This window comes from Moraxella bovoculi 237 (assembly GCF_000696305.2).
GTDB classification, from domain to species: Bacteria; Pseudomonadota; Gammaproteobacteria; order Pseudomonadales; family Moraxellaceae; genus Moraxella; species Moraxella bovoculi.
The window spans coordinates 352,920-367,318 of record NZ_AOMT01000005.1; the positions used below are offsets into that span (position 1 = coordinate 352,920).

13 protein-coding genes are annotated in these 14,399 nt (G+C 45.0%); 7 read left to right on the plus strand and 6 right to left on the minus strand.

What is annotated here, in order from left to right:
• Window positions 1-100: 100 nt before the first annotated feature.
• Window positions 101-1,954 (minus strand): potassium/proton antiporter, encoded by a 1,854-nt coding sequence (locus tag MBO_RS02020; RefSeq protein ID WP_036362697.1) that lies wholly within the window; start codon window positions 1,952-1,954, stop codon window positions 101-103.
• A 413-nt stretch (window positions 1,955-2,367) separates the two neighbouring features.
• Between MBO_RS02020 and aspS the strand changes: the two genes are divergently transcribed.
• The 3 genes from aspS to MBO_RS02035 are packed head-to-tail and all read left to right on the plus strand — an operon-like array spanning window position 2,368 to window position 5,833.
• Window positions 2,368-4,164: an aspartate--tRNA ligase gene (gene aspS, locus MBO_RS02025; RefSeq protein WP_036362704.1), complete on the plus strand. Its 1,797-nt coding sequence runs from the start codon at window positions 2,368-2,370 to the stop codon at window positions 4,162-4,164.
• 14 nt (window positions 4,165-4,178) lie between these two features.
• Complete coding sequence (locus MBO_RS02030) at window positions 4,179-5,090, plus strand: lysophospholipid acyltransferase family protein (protein WP_036362709.1); 912 nt, start codon at window positions 4,179-4,181, stop codon at window positions 5,088-5,090.
• On the plus strand, window positions 5,087-5,833 hold the full coding sequence (locus MBO_RS02035; RefSeq protein WP_036362715.1) for a hypothetical protein: 747 nt from the start codon (window positions 5,087-5,089) through the stop codon (window positions 5,831-5,833). The genes MBO_RS02030 and MBO_RS02035 overlap by 4 nt, the downstream gene beginning before the upstream one ends.
• 67 nt (window positions 5,834-5,900) lie before the next feature.
• Here the strand turns inward: MBO_RS02035 and MBO_RS02040 are convergent, their stop codons facing one another.
• Together MBO_RS02040 and MBO_RS02045 are read right to left on the minus strand one after the other, a co-directional pair.
• Window positions 5,901-6,068, minus strand: a complete 168-nt coding sequence (locus MBO_RS02040) for a hypothetical protein (RefSeq protein WP_162888273.1) — start codon at window positions 6,066-6,068, stop codon at window positions 5,901-5,903.
• A 187-nt stretch (window positions 6,069-6,255) separates the two neighbouring features.
• The gene (locus MBO_RS02045; RefSeq protein ID WP_036363188.1) at window positions 6,256-7,752 is read right to left on the minus strand and encodes a DUF3360 family protein; all 1,497 of its coding nucleotides are present in this window, start codon (window positions 7,750-7,752) and stop codon (window positions 6,256-6,258) included.
• Window positions 7,753-8,158: 406 nt separating this feature from the next.
• Between MBO_RS02045 and MBO_RS02050 the strand changes: the two genes are divergently transcribed.
• The 4 genes from MBO_RS02050 (at window position 8,159) to MBO_RS02065 (ending at window position 12,890) form a co-directional block, all read left to right on the plus strand.
• On the plus strand, window positions 8,159-8,359 hold the full coding sequence (locus tag MBO_RS02050) for a DNA gyrase inhibitor YacG (protein ID WP_036362720.1): 201 nt from the start codon (window positions 8,159-8,161) through the stop codon (window positions 8,357-8,359).
• Between the two features lie 30 nt (window positions 8,360-8,389).
• Entirely contained in the window at window positions 8,390-9,553 is a 1,164-nt protein-coding gene (locus tag MBO_RS02055) for an aspartate aminotransferase family protein (RefSeq protein ID WP_036362728.1), read from the plus strand.
• 166 nt (window positions 9,554-9,719) lie between these two features.
• A complete protein-coding gene (locus MBO_RS02060) occupies window positions 9,720-11,366 on the plus strand; it encodes a phospholipase D family protein (protein WP_052585236.1) in 1,647 nt (548 codons plus the stop codon).
• Window positions 11,367-11,513: 147 nt separating this feature from the next.
• Window positions 11,514-12,890, plus strand: a complete 1,377-nt coding sequence (locus tag MBO_RS02065; protein ID WP_160169651.1) for an MFS transporter — start codon at window positions 11,514-11,516, stop codon at window positions 12,888-12,890.
• Window positions 12,891-12,924: 34 nt separating this feature from the next.
• On the opposite strand, the gene MBO_RS02070 is transcribed toward MBO_RS02065, so the two are convergent.
• The 3 genes from MBO_RS02070 to rpiA all read right to left on the minus strand — a co-directional run bounded on the left by MBO_RS02070 (window position 12,925) and on the right by rpiA (window position 14,352).
• Window positions 12,925-13,284: a DUF1345 domain-containing protein gene (locus MBO_RS02070; protein WP_167334323.1), complete on the minus strand. Its 360-nt coding sequence runs from the start codon at window positions 13,282-13,284 to the stop codon at window positions 12,925-12,927.
• A gap of 42 nt (window positions 13,285-13,326) precedes the next feature.
• Window positions 13,327-13,590, minus strand: a complete 264-nt coding sequence (locus MBO_RS02075; RefSeq protein ID WP_160169652.1) for a hypothetical protein — start codon at window positions 13,588-13,590, stop codon at window positions 13,327-13,329.
• A gap of 96 nt (window positions 13,591-13,686) precedes the next feature.
• Window positions 13,687-14,352, minus strand: coding sequence for a ribose-5-phosphate isomerase RpiA (gene rpiA / locus MBO_RS02080; RefSeq protein WP_036362742.1), 666 nt, complete (start codon window positions 14,350-14,352; stop codon window positions 13,687-13,689).
• Between the last annotated feature and the right edge of the window lie 47 nt (window positions 14,353-14,399).

Genomic DNA, 14,399 nt, shown 5'->3' on the forward strand with positions numbered 1-14,399 from the left:
AAAAAGCATAATGTGATAAAATGAGTTAAGTTTACATAGGGCTTAATGCGTCATTTTACAGCAACTTATACAAAAAATAACAAACTAAAGCCCGTGCGGTCTAATCATTGGACAGATTCTTTAGGCCGATGCCGCGCAGTCGTCCTCGACCGTCAATATCACGAACGATCAGCGACCAAGAGCGATTTAAGCGCACCTCATCTCCTTTGACGGGTTCTGTCTTAAAGTGCGCCATCATAAACTCTTCGACAGTTTTGTCGCGTGCTTCGCTTAATTTTTCCATCAGTTCATCATCAATGCCTGACAGACCTACCGCATTGGGCGGTAAGGTGAATATGTCAAGTGCTGTCGCCACGGGTGCCATTTTGCTCAGACGATTCTGACTAAGTGCGCGCGTGGCTAGATTATAAAACGGCAGATCCATGATACGTGCATGCGGTGATAGCAGCCAATCCCCGTAGAATTCGCTGTTCTTTTGGTACAGTGTGGCGGAGTTGTTGAAGACTTTGGCGATGTTCGCAGCCCAGCCGCCTGACAGCGCATACCACACGATGTCACCGACTTTTAGAACGGTGTCTTCATCAACGTTAATCAAATGCTCTCCGCGCACCACTGCAAATACAGCAATCTCATGCGAATTGACCTTACTTGAGATGTCTTGGGGGTGACGCCCGATGGCAAAAGCACCAACTTTAACCTCAAATTCATAGAGTGTGATGTTCGCCTGATCGCCCACCCAGATTTCATGTTCCGCCTTAGGCTCGGCATCTGTCGGCACCCACACCTTAAAGACGCGCGACATGAACGGAATGGTCGCGCCTTGTGCTAGTAGCGACAGGATAACGACGCCAAAGGTAATATTAAACGCCAAACTTGCGCCCTGTACGTTGCTCATCACAGGAATGATGGCAAGTGTAATAGGCACCGCACCGCGCAAGCCAACCCATGAGATAAATGCGATTTCTCTTAATCGAAACCCAAAAGGTAAAAGACTCGTACCCACGGCAACAGGACGCGCAACAAACAACAAAAACAAGAAAATAATCAATGAATAATGCCAAACTTTCAGCATCTCAGATGGTGTGACGAGTAGCCCCAATACAACAAACAGTATCGCCTGAGACAGCCAAGCGAAGCTATCCATCACGCGCAGTACATGCTCGGTGGCACGTACTTTGGTATTACCGATGATGATACCGGTCAGATACACCGCCAAAAATCCACTACCACCCAGCAGGTTTGTAGCACCAAACACCGCAAGGCCAGCTGACAGAATCAAAATGGCATACATACCATCTGCTAGATACACCTTTGGCAGCAGCAGAGAGATTGCCCAGCCAGCCGCCAGACCTACCATCAAGCCTACGCCAATCTGTTGAATGAGCATGGTGATCACACTGCCAATGCTCTGACTTTGCGGATCTAGATTCAGCGCGATCATCACCGTTACTAATAGAATCGCTAGGGGGTCGTTCGCGCCTGACTCTAGCTCTAGCGTCGCCTGTACACGGTCATTTAACTTGACCCCGCCATTACGCAGTAGACTAAATACCGCTGCTGCATCGGTACTACCGACAATCGCCGCCATCAAAAGGCCCAATCGCCAATCAATGCCCAAAAGCCAAGTGGCAAATAACCCAAGCGCAAGAACAGTCGCCAATACACCCCAAGTCGCCAAAGTGATAGCGGGTCTTAATCCCACACGAAATGAGTTCAATGATGTTCTAAGACCACCGTCAAGCAAGATACAAGCAAGCGCTGCCTGCCCAACAAAGTTCGCCAATGCATATTCTTGGAACTGAATGCCAAGCACGCCCTCTTCGCCTGCAAGCATCCCCACGCCCAAGAAAAAAAGCAATAAAGGAACTCCTAGACGCGCCGAGAGCGTGCTGGTCATGATGCTAATAAAAAGCAGGGCTGCCCCCACCAGATAAATGATATTTAACGCATCCATTGAGCGTGATTTCCCCCTTGTTTTTGGCGATTGGATCGATGAATTTGCTGTTTTTAAAATAAATTATTAAACAAAAATTAAAACTTTTTAAAAACAGTCAATCGTAACACAATTTTTACCCAAAATTCCATATAAAATTCATTCGTTTAGCGTATTTTTCGATATTTTGATTTTTATATCTTGGGCATTGTTTAGAATATACGGCGTTGCAAGATAATCATAAGCCATAATGAAACACTTGCACAGACGGCAATAAATCGGCATAATGTGGCGTTTTTATTTATTTTTATTGAAAATCTTGGTTTTTAACAAATTTAGATTAACATTTTGGCGTATTTTTGCTAAAATCATGAAATCTATCTTTGTATTTTATTTTTAGATTTTTATAGTTTCGTTTTTAAGGCAATTATTCTATGATGCGCAGTCATTATTGCGGTCTTGTGACCGAAGAACTCATTGATCAAACCATCACCATCGCAGGCTGGGTACATCGTCGTCGTGACCACGGTGGCGTGATTTTCCTAGACATGCGCGACCGTGAAGGCTTATTGCAAGTTGTGATCGATCCAGATACTCCAGAAGCATTTGCAACTGCTGATGCTGCGCGCTCTGAATACCTACTAAAAATCACAGGCCGTGTTCGCCGTCGCTATGAAGGCACCCAAAATGACAGCATGACCAGCGGTCAAGTTGAGCTATTGGGTAAAGAGATTGAGCTGCTTGCTAAGGCAGACACCCCGCCTTTCCCGCTTAATGATGACAGCGTTAACGTCTCAGAAGAGTTGCGCTTAAAATATCGCTTCTTGGACATTCGTCGCCCTGAGATGCTAGATCGCCTGCGTTTCCGTTCAAAAGTCACCAATCTGATTCGCAACTACCTAGATGAGCATGGTTTCTTGGATGTTGAGACACCTATTCTAACTCGTGCCACGCCAGAAGGTGCGCGTGACTATCTGGTACCTAGCCGTGTATCTAATGGCGAGTTCTATGCCCTGCCACAATCACCGCAGCTATTTAAGCAGCTGTTAATGGTGGGCGGTATTGATCGTTACTATCAAATCGCTAAGTGTTTCCGTGATGAAGACCTTCGCGCTGATCGCCAGCCAGAATTTACCCAAATCGACATCGAGACTTCATTCCTAGATGATAACGACATCATGGACTTGATGGAAGGCATGACCGTTAAGCTGTTTGATGAATTGCTTGGTGTGAAATTTGACAAGTTTGAACGCATGCCTTATTCAGTGGCAATGCGTGACTACGCTTCTGACAAGCCGGACCTTCGTATTCCACTTAAACTGGTGGATGTGGCTGACATCATGCAGAATGTTGAATTTAAGGTGTTCTCAACCCCTGCTCAAGACCCCAAAGGTCGTGTTGCTGCATTACGTGTGCCTAATGGCGCAGGAATCAGTCGTAAGCAGATTGATGAATACACCAAATTCGTTGGCATCTATGGCGCCAAAGGTTTGGCATACATTAAAGTAAACGACGTTGACAACATCAATAACGGCGTTGACAAAGAATCTGGCCTACAATCACCAATCATCAAGAACATGACCGATGAAGTACTTGTAGAGCTTATCAAGCGTACAGGCGCTGAATCTGGCGACATCATCTTCTTTGGCGCTGACAAAGCAAAAGTAGTCAATGATGCGATGGGTGCACTGCGTGTTAAGCTTGGTCATGACCTAAATCTATTAACTTCAGAATGGGCGCCGCTGTGGGTGGTTGACTTCCCAATGTTTGAAGAGACTGATGATGGTAAATGGACTTCTGTTCATCATCCATTCACACTACCAAAATCAAGCGTAGAAGATGTTAAAAACAACCCAGGCGAGGCACTGTCTGTCGCCTATGACATGGTACTAAATGGTACCGAAATCGGCGGTGGCTCGCTACGTATCTACACCCTTGAGATGCAAAAAGCCATCTTCGAAGCGCTTGGTATCGGTGAAGAAGAAGCCGAAGAGAAATTCAGCTTCCTGTTAAATGCCCTAAAATATGGTGCGCCACCTCATGGCGGTTTGGCATTCGGTCTTGATCGTCTGATCATGCTGATGACGGGCTCATCATCAATTCGTGATGTGATCGCCTTCCCAAAAACCAAGACCGCAGAATGCCCGTTAACTCAAGCGCCTGCTGCTGTAGATAGCAAGCAGCTTCGTGAACTTGGCATTCGCATCCGGGAAAAAGAAAAATCGGAATAAGGCATCTTTTTTTGATGTACGGTTTAATTAGATTTGTGCCACTACCGCTCATGCGCGTGGTAGCACAAATTGCCGCTTGGATCGCCAAATTGACGAATGCCAGCATCTATCGCAGTATTGATAGAAATCTGATGTTAGTCAATCCCAATATGATAGATGCAGACAGAGCTCAATTAGCGACAGAAGCGCTTCATCATCAGATGATTAGTACTGCTGACAGCTTAAAGAGTTGGGCAATGCCTCCAGAATGGTCTATCAAGCAGATTAAAGCTGTACATAATATTGAGATACTAAAAGAAGGATTATCTCATCCTAAGAGCATGCTTGCCATCGTACCCCACATTGGTACGTGGGAGATGATGAATGCATGGATTAATCAATTTGGCAAGCCTGTCATCATGTACAAGCCAGCCAAATCTGAAGCCATGGATCGATTCATCCTGCAGGGTCGCCAAAGATTGAATGCTACCTTAGTACCGACCGATGGCACGGGTGTTAAGGCGATATTTAAGACTTTAAAAGAAGGTGGCTTTAGCATTGTCCTGCCTGATCATGTCCCTGATCCTTCTGGCGGAGTTATTGTGCCATTTTTTGGGATACCTACATTAACCAGTACCTTAGCTCCAAAGCTTGCCCAAAAGACGCAATGCGCTCTTGTGGGCCTTAGTTGCATTCGCCGTGATGACAATGATGGCTTTGAGATCTTTTGCTATCGCTTAGATGATCCTGATTTATACAACAAAGACATCAAAGCTGCAACTTTGGCATTAAATAACGCCATGCAGCGTATGATCGAGCCGCATTTTAGTCATTATATGTGGGGCTATCGACGGTTTAAATTCACGCCTTTTGGTGAGAATCCTTATCTACTGTCTTTTGATCATCTACATCGCCAAGTAATCACCTATAAGGATGGGCACTCATGAGTGATACCAATTATATCATTTGCATGAAATGGGGCACCAAATACGGCCCAGAGTACGTAAACCGCCTTTATAATATGGTAGCGCGCAATCTCACCTTGCCGTTCACTTTTGTCTGCCTGACGGACGACTCAAGCGGTATCCGTGATGAAGTGGTGTGCTACCCCATCCCCGAGCTAAACCTACCAAGCAACATCCCAGAGCGTGGCTGGAAAAAACTCACCACATTCAAGCCCGATCTGTATGCACTTAAAGGCACGGCATTATTTTTAGATATTGATATCGTCATTGTGGATAATATCGACTGCTTCTTTACGCATCAAGTAGAACATGAGGACAGCGTGATGATTATCAGAGATTGGAAAAAGCCTTGGCGTATGGTGGGTAATAGCTCTGTCTATCGATTTAAGGTTGGTTATAATACCTACCCTAACCTTCTAAGTCATTTCGAACAGAATTTTGAGAAAATCCGCAACGAAGTAAGGCATGAACAAGCCTATCTGTCAAATTATCTGCGTGAGCACCATCATCTTGAATACTGGGATCCAACCTGGTGTGTCAGTTATAAATATCACTGCTTACAGAAGATTCCTCTGGCATACTTTAAACCACCTGTGAAGCCAAAAGACGCCAAGATTGTCATATTCCATGGTGAAATTAACCCACCTGATGCGATCAATGGCGGTGGCGGCAAATGGTATCGCCACGTTCTGCCCAGCCAATGGATTAAGGATGCATGGCAATAATTGTAATTAACTTACCCGTCTTGAAAAGTAAAAAAGCACTCAAATGAGTGCTTTTTTATCGTCATGATTAACGCTTAAACATGTCACCTTGGCGGTTCTTTTTGACGTATTCGATCATGCAGTCGCGAAGTAGCTGGCTTGCGGTACGGTTATTGTCACGCGCTGCCTGCTTAAATTGTTCTACGAGATTTTTATCGACGCGCATGTTAAATGTGGTTTGTTCGTTGTGTGCCATGATGGACCTTATTGGATAAAACAAGAAAATAAAACAGGACGCAATTATAACAAGCTTTGTGTATTTTGCAAGGGTTTTGGGCGTGATTTTGCATAAAATTCGCACATTTTTTGCACATTTTATGTCATCACAAAATCCATGCAATGAAAAAGCCGCTCAATGATGAACGGCTTTTGTTAAGAGTTAATTAAACTCTAAATTGTGGTAAGAACGCATCGATACCAGGGAACATACCCACAGCACCCATCGCCACACACAGAATGATAAACCCAATCAAAGGAATCATCACACGTCCAGAGAAGCCCAGATCGCGGCTACGTTGCTTGTCACCAATTAGACCTAGGTTGTCTAGCAGCATGGTCAAAGACCAACCAAACACAGGGTTAACTAGCGCTGAGGCGAATACGACAATCGCAGCTGATTGCGTGGTTTTACCTTTACGGGTCATCTCCATGCCAGCTTCTAGTAGTGGCACAAATACCGCAACGATAAGTGCTGTACTAAGCACAGGCTGCCATACCGCCAAGTCCATTGGATAGCCCCAAATCGCCGCTACGATACAGAACACTGCTGTCAAGATCGCACCCGCTGGAATAGGACGCTTAGCGATGGCTGCAGGAACAATATAAGTACCCCATGACGAACAGAAGTTCGCACCACCCAGTACTGAGCCTGTAATCTGACGAGCAGAACAGCCGACCATGGTGTCATCGATGTTCATGTAAGTACGCTCAGAGCGTGGTGGATAGCTGATTTTTTGGAATACTTGATGACCCAAGAAGTCAGGCGACCACATAGCAACTGCCAGCACCGCGAATGGGAAAGCAACGATAAATGCTTTTAAATCAGGTAGACCCAGTGTCCAACCAGTATCTTCACCCCACCAATACATTGGGCTTAGCGGCGGCAAACCAGGATCAGTCTTAAATTCAAATGGCGCACCTAAGAAGAATGCCAAAGCGCCTGCCAGTGCACAGCCAATCGGTACGGCAAGCCAACGTTTTTGGAAATGCTCAAGTAAGGCATACATCACAATGGTTGCAATGATGATGATAAAGGCAATGTGCGGTAGTCCAATCTTGTCCGCCCAAGCAATCATGTTCTTGACTTGTCCAATTGTGCCGACAAAACCTAAATAAAGCAATAAGCCCCCTGCCACGCCATTACTTGTCAGGCGTGCCATGAGACTACCGCCTTTAAATAAGGCGAGAATTATCCCAAACACACCCATCAATAGACCAAAAGCAAGCGGGTGACCACCAGCGGCGACAACGATAGGAATCAAAGGAATCAAAGGGCCGTGCGTACCGGGTAGGTTTGCAGTCGGCAAGAGAAAGCCTGATAGGATAAGCACAAAGAATGCTGCGATCAGCATTTCGTAACGTACGTTTTCAAGAACGAAGGCCTCAGATAGACCCAAAGGTGCCGCGAAAGCTGCAGCCATCGCACCAACCATCACGATTTTACCGATGGTGGCCGCCATTGCTGGGATGGCGTCTTCTAGCTCAAAGCGATAATCACGCAAAGGTAAATTTACACGCCAACGTTTTGGCTGCATGATCTGTAGCTCATGCTGCAAATATTCGTCACGTGTGGCAAATTCTGAACTAGGTTTGTGAAGTTCGACGTAGCTTTTGCCGCCTAAATCACTAAGAACGCCGTTACCAGCTACTGAATCATCAATTTTATCAGTCACAATACATACTCCTTACCATTGTGATGATTTGAAACACCCAAAAACCCTGTCCTTCCCATCACCTTGATGCTGGAAAAACACTTTTTGGATGCCGATTATCTTTTTAAAACGAGCATCGATAAGCAGCTGTATGATGAATTTCTAAAAATAACCAAACCTTGGATGACGTCATGATCAAACAAATTGCCATTGAAATTTGTTCATTTTTTGAAATATCTCTAAACACTATTTAAACCGTAAATACAGTGCCATCCATGTCCGCGGATGATTATAGCTTGTCTGATTCGTTATGTCATGCGTTATTTTTAAAATTTCTAAAAATTTAGCCACATATCCGTGATAAATTGCCGCTTTATGATACAATAATTTTCAAATTTTAATATCAAGACCGATCATGAATCACACACAAATGCACCCTTGCCCAACTTGCAAAACCCCAACAAAATGGCAAGACAATCCTACTAAGCCTTTTTGCTCCAAGCGTTGCCAGCTTATAGACTTGGGCGAATGGGCATCTGAGAATTATAAAATCGCAAGTAGCGATACGCCATTTAGCGATGAATTCAACGATCCACAAAGCTCAACCATTGATTAAAATTGTTAGTAAATGTAAATAGGAATTATCATGAGTTACTTAATGCCGACATACGCTCGCCAGTCTGTTAATTTCGTGCGTGGCGAGAACTCTTATTTGTTCGATGATCAGGGCGTGGCGTATTTGGATGCATTGACAGGTATTGCGGTATGTGGACTTGGTCATTGCCATCCCGCCATTAGCCAAGCGATTAAAGAACAGGCGGATACACTGATTCACACCAGTAATTTATTTGGCATTCCTTGGCAGGAAAAAGCAGGCGAAATCCTATGCCAAAAAGCAGGTATGGATGAGGTATTTTTTGGTAATTCGGGTGCCGAGGCCAATGAATGTGCGTTAAAGCTTGCCAGACTCTATGCGCACAACAAAGGCAAACAACGCCCGAAAGTAATCGTGATGGAGCATGCCTTTCATGGTCGCACCCTTCTAACTGTTACCGCTACCGCTAATCCGAAGGCTCGAGAGGGTTTTTATACATTGAATGATGACTTTATTCGTGTGCCATTTGGTGATAGCGATGCTGTGCGCGCATTAAGCGGTGATCAGGACATTTGTGCTGTCTTTGTTGAGCCAATTCAAGGCGAAGGCGGATTGCATACACCGCCTGAGGGTTATTTACAAGCGCTGTCAAAAATCTGCGATGAGAATGATTGGCTATTCATGCTTGATGAAGTGCAGACAGGAAATGGTCGCACAGGCAAGCACTTTGCCTATCAGCACAGCAGCGTCAAGCCCGATGTGCTTACCACCGCCAAAGGTCTGGGTAATGGTTTTCCTGTAGGGGCGTGCATGGTGTCAGGTCGTGCTAAGGGATTGTTTGCGGCTGGCTCGCATGGCTCAACCTATGGTGGCACGCCACTAGGCTCTCGCATCGTTTGTGCTGTGTATGAAGCATTAACTGAAGAAGTTCTGGGTAACGCCGCAAAGCAAGGTCAAGCCATCAAGGATGCCGTCATTGCTCAATATGGCGATAAAGGCATTACCACGCGTGGACTTGGTATGATGATTGGCATTGTCATGCCAGATGGTGTGGATTGCAGTCGTCTGGTGGATATCGCCCGTGATCGCCATCAACTGATCATCAATGTCACCGGCGGTAATGTCATTCGCCTATTGCCGGCGCTTAACATCAGCGTGGACGACACAAATGCTCTTATCGAGAAGCTAACCGCCCTGCTTTATGAAGTTTTGTAAGTCATCATAGCAATAAAAAACGCCTAATTTAGGGTGTTTTTTTGCTTGGGATTCTCGCCATTATATTTATACATTCACAATTTTACTATAATCAAGGGCTTTATATTTATCAAATATTTGCTATTATAGGGCGATTTTTTGTCTTTTGGTGATGGTGAGATCTGTCATGATTAACGCGCTTCATGCGTCTTATACTCGTTTGATTGCGATTGGGCTGTGTGCAGCATTGCTTAGTGCGTGCCAATCTTTGCCGAACGTGGCACACCTTGATAAAAGCCTTGCCATCACTCAAAAATCACAACTCGCCCATGCGCAACAGATTCAGACCCAAAGAGTACCTGTCGCAGTATCTGGGTCAGATTTGCGGCTTGGTGATGTCATTGATGAACAACGCCAAGATAATCCCTATCTATCAGGATATTATCCCATCGCCACTGGTGCTAATGCCTTTGCATCGCGCAGCATCCTATCAGACATGGCAACCAAGACCATCGATATCCAATATTACATCTGGCATAATGATGAAGCTGGACAGATGATGGTTAAAGACCTATGGGAAGCTGCAGAGCGTGGCGTGATGGTGCGCCTTTTGCTCGATGACTTTAACAGCTCGCCTAAGCTTGATGAGCTGTTGCTTGCCTTTGCTAAGCACCCCAACGTTGCGGTGCGCCTTGCCAACCCTATGGTGTATCGCAAGTTTCGCACGGTGAATTACCTAATCAGCCCTACTCGCATCAATCGCCGCATGCACAATAAGAGCATGACCTTTGATAATCAGCTTAGTATCATTGGCGGGCGTAACATTGGCGACGAATACCTAAATAACGCCAAAAATAATAACTTTACTGACATGGATGTTCTACTGATCGGACCTGTGGTGGATGAAATAACCACAAGCTTTGAGGAGTATTGGGCGGCATCATCAAGCTATGACATCGAAACCATCGTCAAACCATCAGGCAAGACCATCACGGATGTGATAGATGCCGCCATCTTACAGAATAATTATACCGCCATGGGTCAGCAAGCTCATGCCCTAAGAACGTATCGCCGTGCTGTGGAGACATCTACGATCAGCGAAGATCTGTTGAATAAGCGTGTGCCATTTCGCTGGGCGAAGATTGAATTCTTGGCAGATGATGCTAGTAAACTTACCAAGACCGCTGATCTGGATACGCATTTGGTGGGTTTATTACAAGAAAGATTGGGCCGACCTAATCAGCGGCTCAGCATCATCTCATCCTACTTTGTACCGACTAGAAATGGTGTTCGTACATTAAAACGCCTTGCCAAAAGCGGCGTAAAAATCAGCATATTAACCAATTCATTCGACGCAACCGACGTCGGCGCGGTGCACGCAGGCTATGGGCATTGGCGTCATGACCTGCTAAGCGCTGGTATTGACCTGTACGAACTTAAATCCACCGCTGTCAATGACAAACAGGACGACAATAAATTTTGGCGCACCAAACAAATCACCACTACCAGCCTTCACGCCAAAGCGTTTGCTGTGGATCATGAGCAAGTTTTTATTGGCTCTTATAACATCGATCCACGTTCTGCCAACTTTAATACCGAGCTTGGCGTGATGATCTACGATGAGCGTCTGGCAGAGCAGTTGCACAATGCCCTGCGCAATCAACGCCTACTCAATCAAGCCTACAAGGTCGTCTTGACCAAACAAAACACCTTAGAATGGCACACGTTAGAGGATGGGGAATACGTCATCCATAAGAGTGAACCGAACATGAACCTAAAAGATCGGGCTGGTGTTGCCATCATGGGAACGATGCCGATTGATTGGTTGTTATAAAAGATTGGCAATATTATTTTGAATCCAGTGGCATCATTTGGTGTAATTAATTGAAATTTTGGTATTATTTTTGTGAAAATTAAGATACAATTTGTATAGATGTTCGCCCAATTGTTCGCTGGGCGCATCCCAAAGATGGTTTTAATTATGCACACTCACACAACTGAACTTCTCACCTTAAAACATTATCACATCATCGGCGTTGCAAGCTTATGCGCAGGCATTGCTTTTTTTGATTTTGCCTTATTTATTTACTTGTCCGATTTATTATCCAAAGTGTTTTTTGATAAGATTTCTGAACTCTGGGTGAGTCAATTGCATCTTTTCACACTGTTCGGTGCAGGTTACCTTGCCAGACCTATTGGTGGGTTCATGCTTGGCAGATTGGGGGACACCCAAGGCAGGCGCTTCGCACTAATTGCAGGACTATTGGGTGCGACCATCTCTACATTTACCATTGCGCTGCTACCCACTTATTCGTATCTTGGGATATTTGCATCGCTTGCGCTTATTACCGCCAGATTCTTTCAAGGGTTTGCGATTGGTAGTATTGTTCCTGCATCATGGGTTTTTACCACAGAACACCTACCTAGCAAGAACCTAGGGCTTGGGTGCGGCATCATTTGCGCAACCTGTATGCTGTTCTTATTAGCACTGATGGGATTGGTGAATTTTGTGGAAAACACCTTAAGCTCCGATCAGATGATGAGCTATGGTTGGCGCATTTTGTTCCTGATTGGCGGTATTATTAGCCTATCAGTGGCCTTATTAGTGCGACAGTTTGATGAGACGCCCATATTCAAGTCACTATCAACGCCTAACAAAGAGCTTGATTCGTGCATCGATGGCATCAGCCTTGAGAATGAACCCATCACGAATAATCAAGCCAGCTCTACAGCCCTTCACAAGCCCACTAAGCTTGAGACCATCAAATCCTTATTCAAATATAACAGCTTTGGGTTTGGTGCTGCGATTTTGGTCTCATGGATCATCGCTAGCTTATCTATCTTCATCCCGATGCTACTTACCCCACTTATTGTCAGTAATTTTCGTATTTCTATGGATGACATTTATTTTGGCAGTGTCATCGGATTGATCTTTATGATGTTTGGCGCGGTATTCTTTGGGTTCTTGGTGGATAGAATAAACGCTGGGCGCGTACTTGTGTTTGGCGGCATGTTTCTTATCAGCCAAGCACTGCTCTTCTTTTATCATCTGCGTGCTGGTGGTGAGTTAATATTGGCATGCTTCGCCTTACTTGGGTTTGCCAGCGGTCTGATTGGCGCTCTTCCTTCAGTGCTGACCAGATTGTTCCCAACCAAGATCCGCCTAACTGGCATTGGCCTGTCTTATAATCTGGTGTATTCCGTGGTGGGTGGTGTTTTGCCATTTGCGCTGGGTTATGCCAGTTTTTATTTTTCGTTCGCCCCTGCCGTATATCTTACGTTGATTGGACTTTTGGCGATATTTATTAGCTTCTTTGTGTATTACATTCCACGCTCGAACAGGGATTTGATTCGTTAGCGTTAATTAGAAATGATACTGCCTGTCAGCTCCATCACCACGCCAACACAGCGGTATTAAAGAAGAGTGACAATACACCATGAAACATCCCAATGCGGCGCAGCTTGCGGCTGGTAAAACAAATATCAGACGCCTGCCCGCTGGCACCGATTCCCAATGAAAAATACATAAGATCCCAATAATCAGGGATATTCTCATACGGAAAATCTAGCGGATAATGCTCGTTATTATTCGCATCATAATAGCCATGCGCATAATAAAGCGCAAATAACGTATGAATGAATAGCCAAGCCATCACCAGTGTGCCAAACGTCACCGCCAAATGAAACATCGAAAGCCACCCTGTCATCTGCGCGGATATTCTCATCTCGTGTACGATGGCGATGATGCTCAACACCGAAGTTAATCAGATCAGCACCAACATGATGGATTTTTTCTAATATTCTGCGTGTGCTCGCTTTTTGATTTTTTCAAGATCGATGATCGCAAACATCCCGAAGGTCAGCAGTAGATAAGTCAATAAAAACGCATCCCAAGTCAAAAGATAAATCATCTCCCACTGAATAGACGGAATGAAACGACGCAAAAATCTTACATCGGAGATCAGCACATAGACCAATGCTGCTGTCATGATTGATATGATCAGATGGGCGCTATTTCTTAACAGCCGCTTTAACTTATCAAATGCGCTGTGTTTCATTTGCTTTTTAAACATTGGGTGATGTGGTTATTAATAAAATATCACATATTATAAAACCCGCCAATGACGGGTTTTTGATGCATGTCTTGACTGATATTAAAACCGTACGGTATCCACGCCTTCATCGCCTGCCTTTAGCATGATGTTCGCTGACTGCGCTGCAAAGATGCCATTACAGACCACGCCAACGATATTATTTAGCGTCTTTTCAAATTCGTCAGGGTTACTGATGTCCAAATCATAAGTGTCCAAAATCACATTACCATAATCGCTAACAAATCCTTCACGATAGACCGGATCACCGCCTAACTTGACCAGCTCTCTGGCAACGTATGATCGCGCCTGTGGCAAGACTTCTACTGCAACTGGGAATTTGCCAAGCTTTTGCACGACCTTGGAATCATCAACCATGCACACAAAAGATTTGGAAGCTGCTGCGACAATTTTTTCGCGTGTAAGCGCACCGCCACCGCCTTTGATCATGTTGCCCTGCGCATCAATCTCATCTGCACCATCGATGTACAGATCAAGCTCACCCACAGTGTTTAGATCAAAAATCTCAATGCCTAAAGCGCGAAGCTTATCTTCGGTGACTTTAGATGATGATACTGCGCCTTTTAGTCGAACATCTGCCAATAACTCAATCAAGCAATTCACCGTGCTGCCCGTGCCAACACCTAAAATCATGCCATCTTCGATGTAGCTTAAGGCGGCTTTGGCAGCAGCTTGTTTTTGGGTGAGTTTTGGATCGACTGTGGTCATGATGCACCTATGGCTAATGTTTATTGAGGGAATATTATTTTACGATA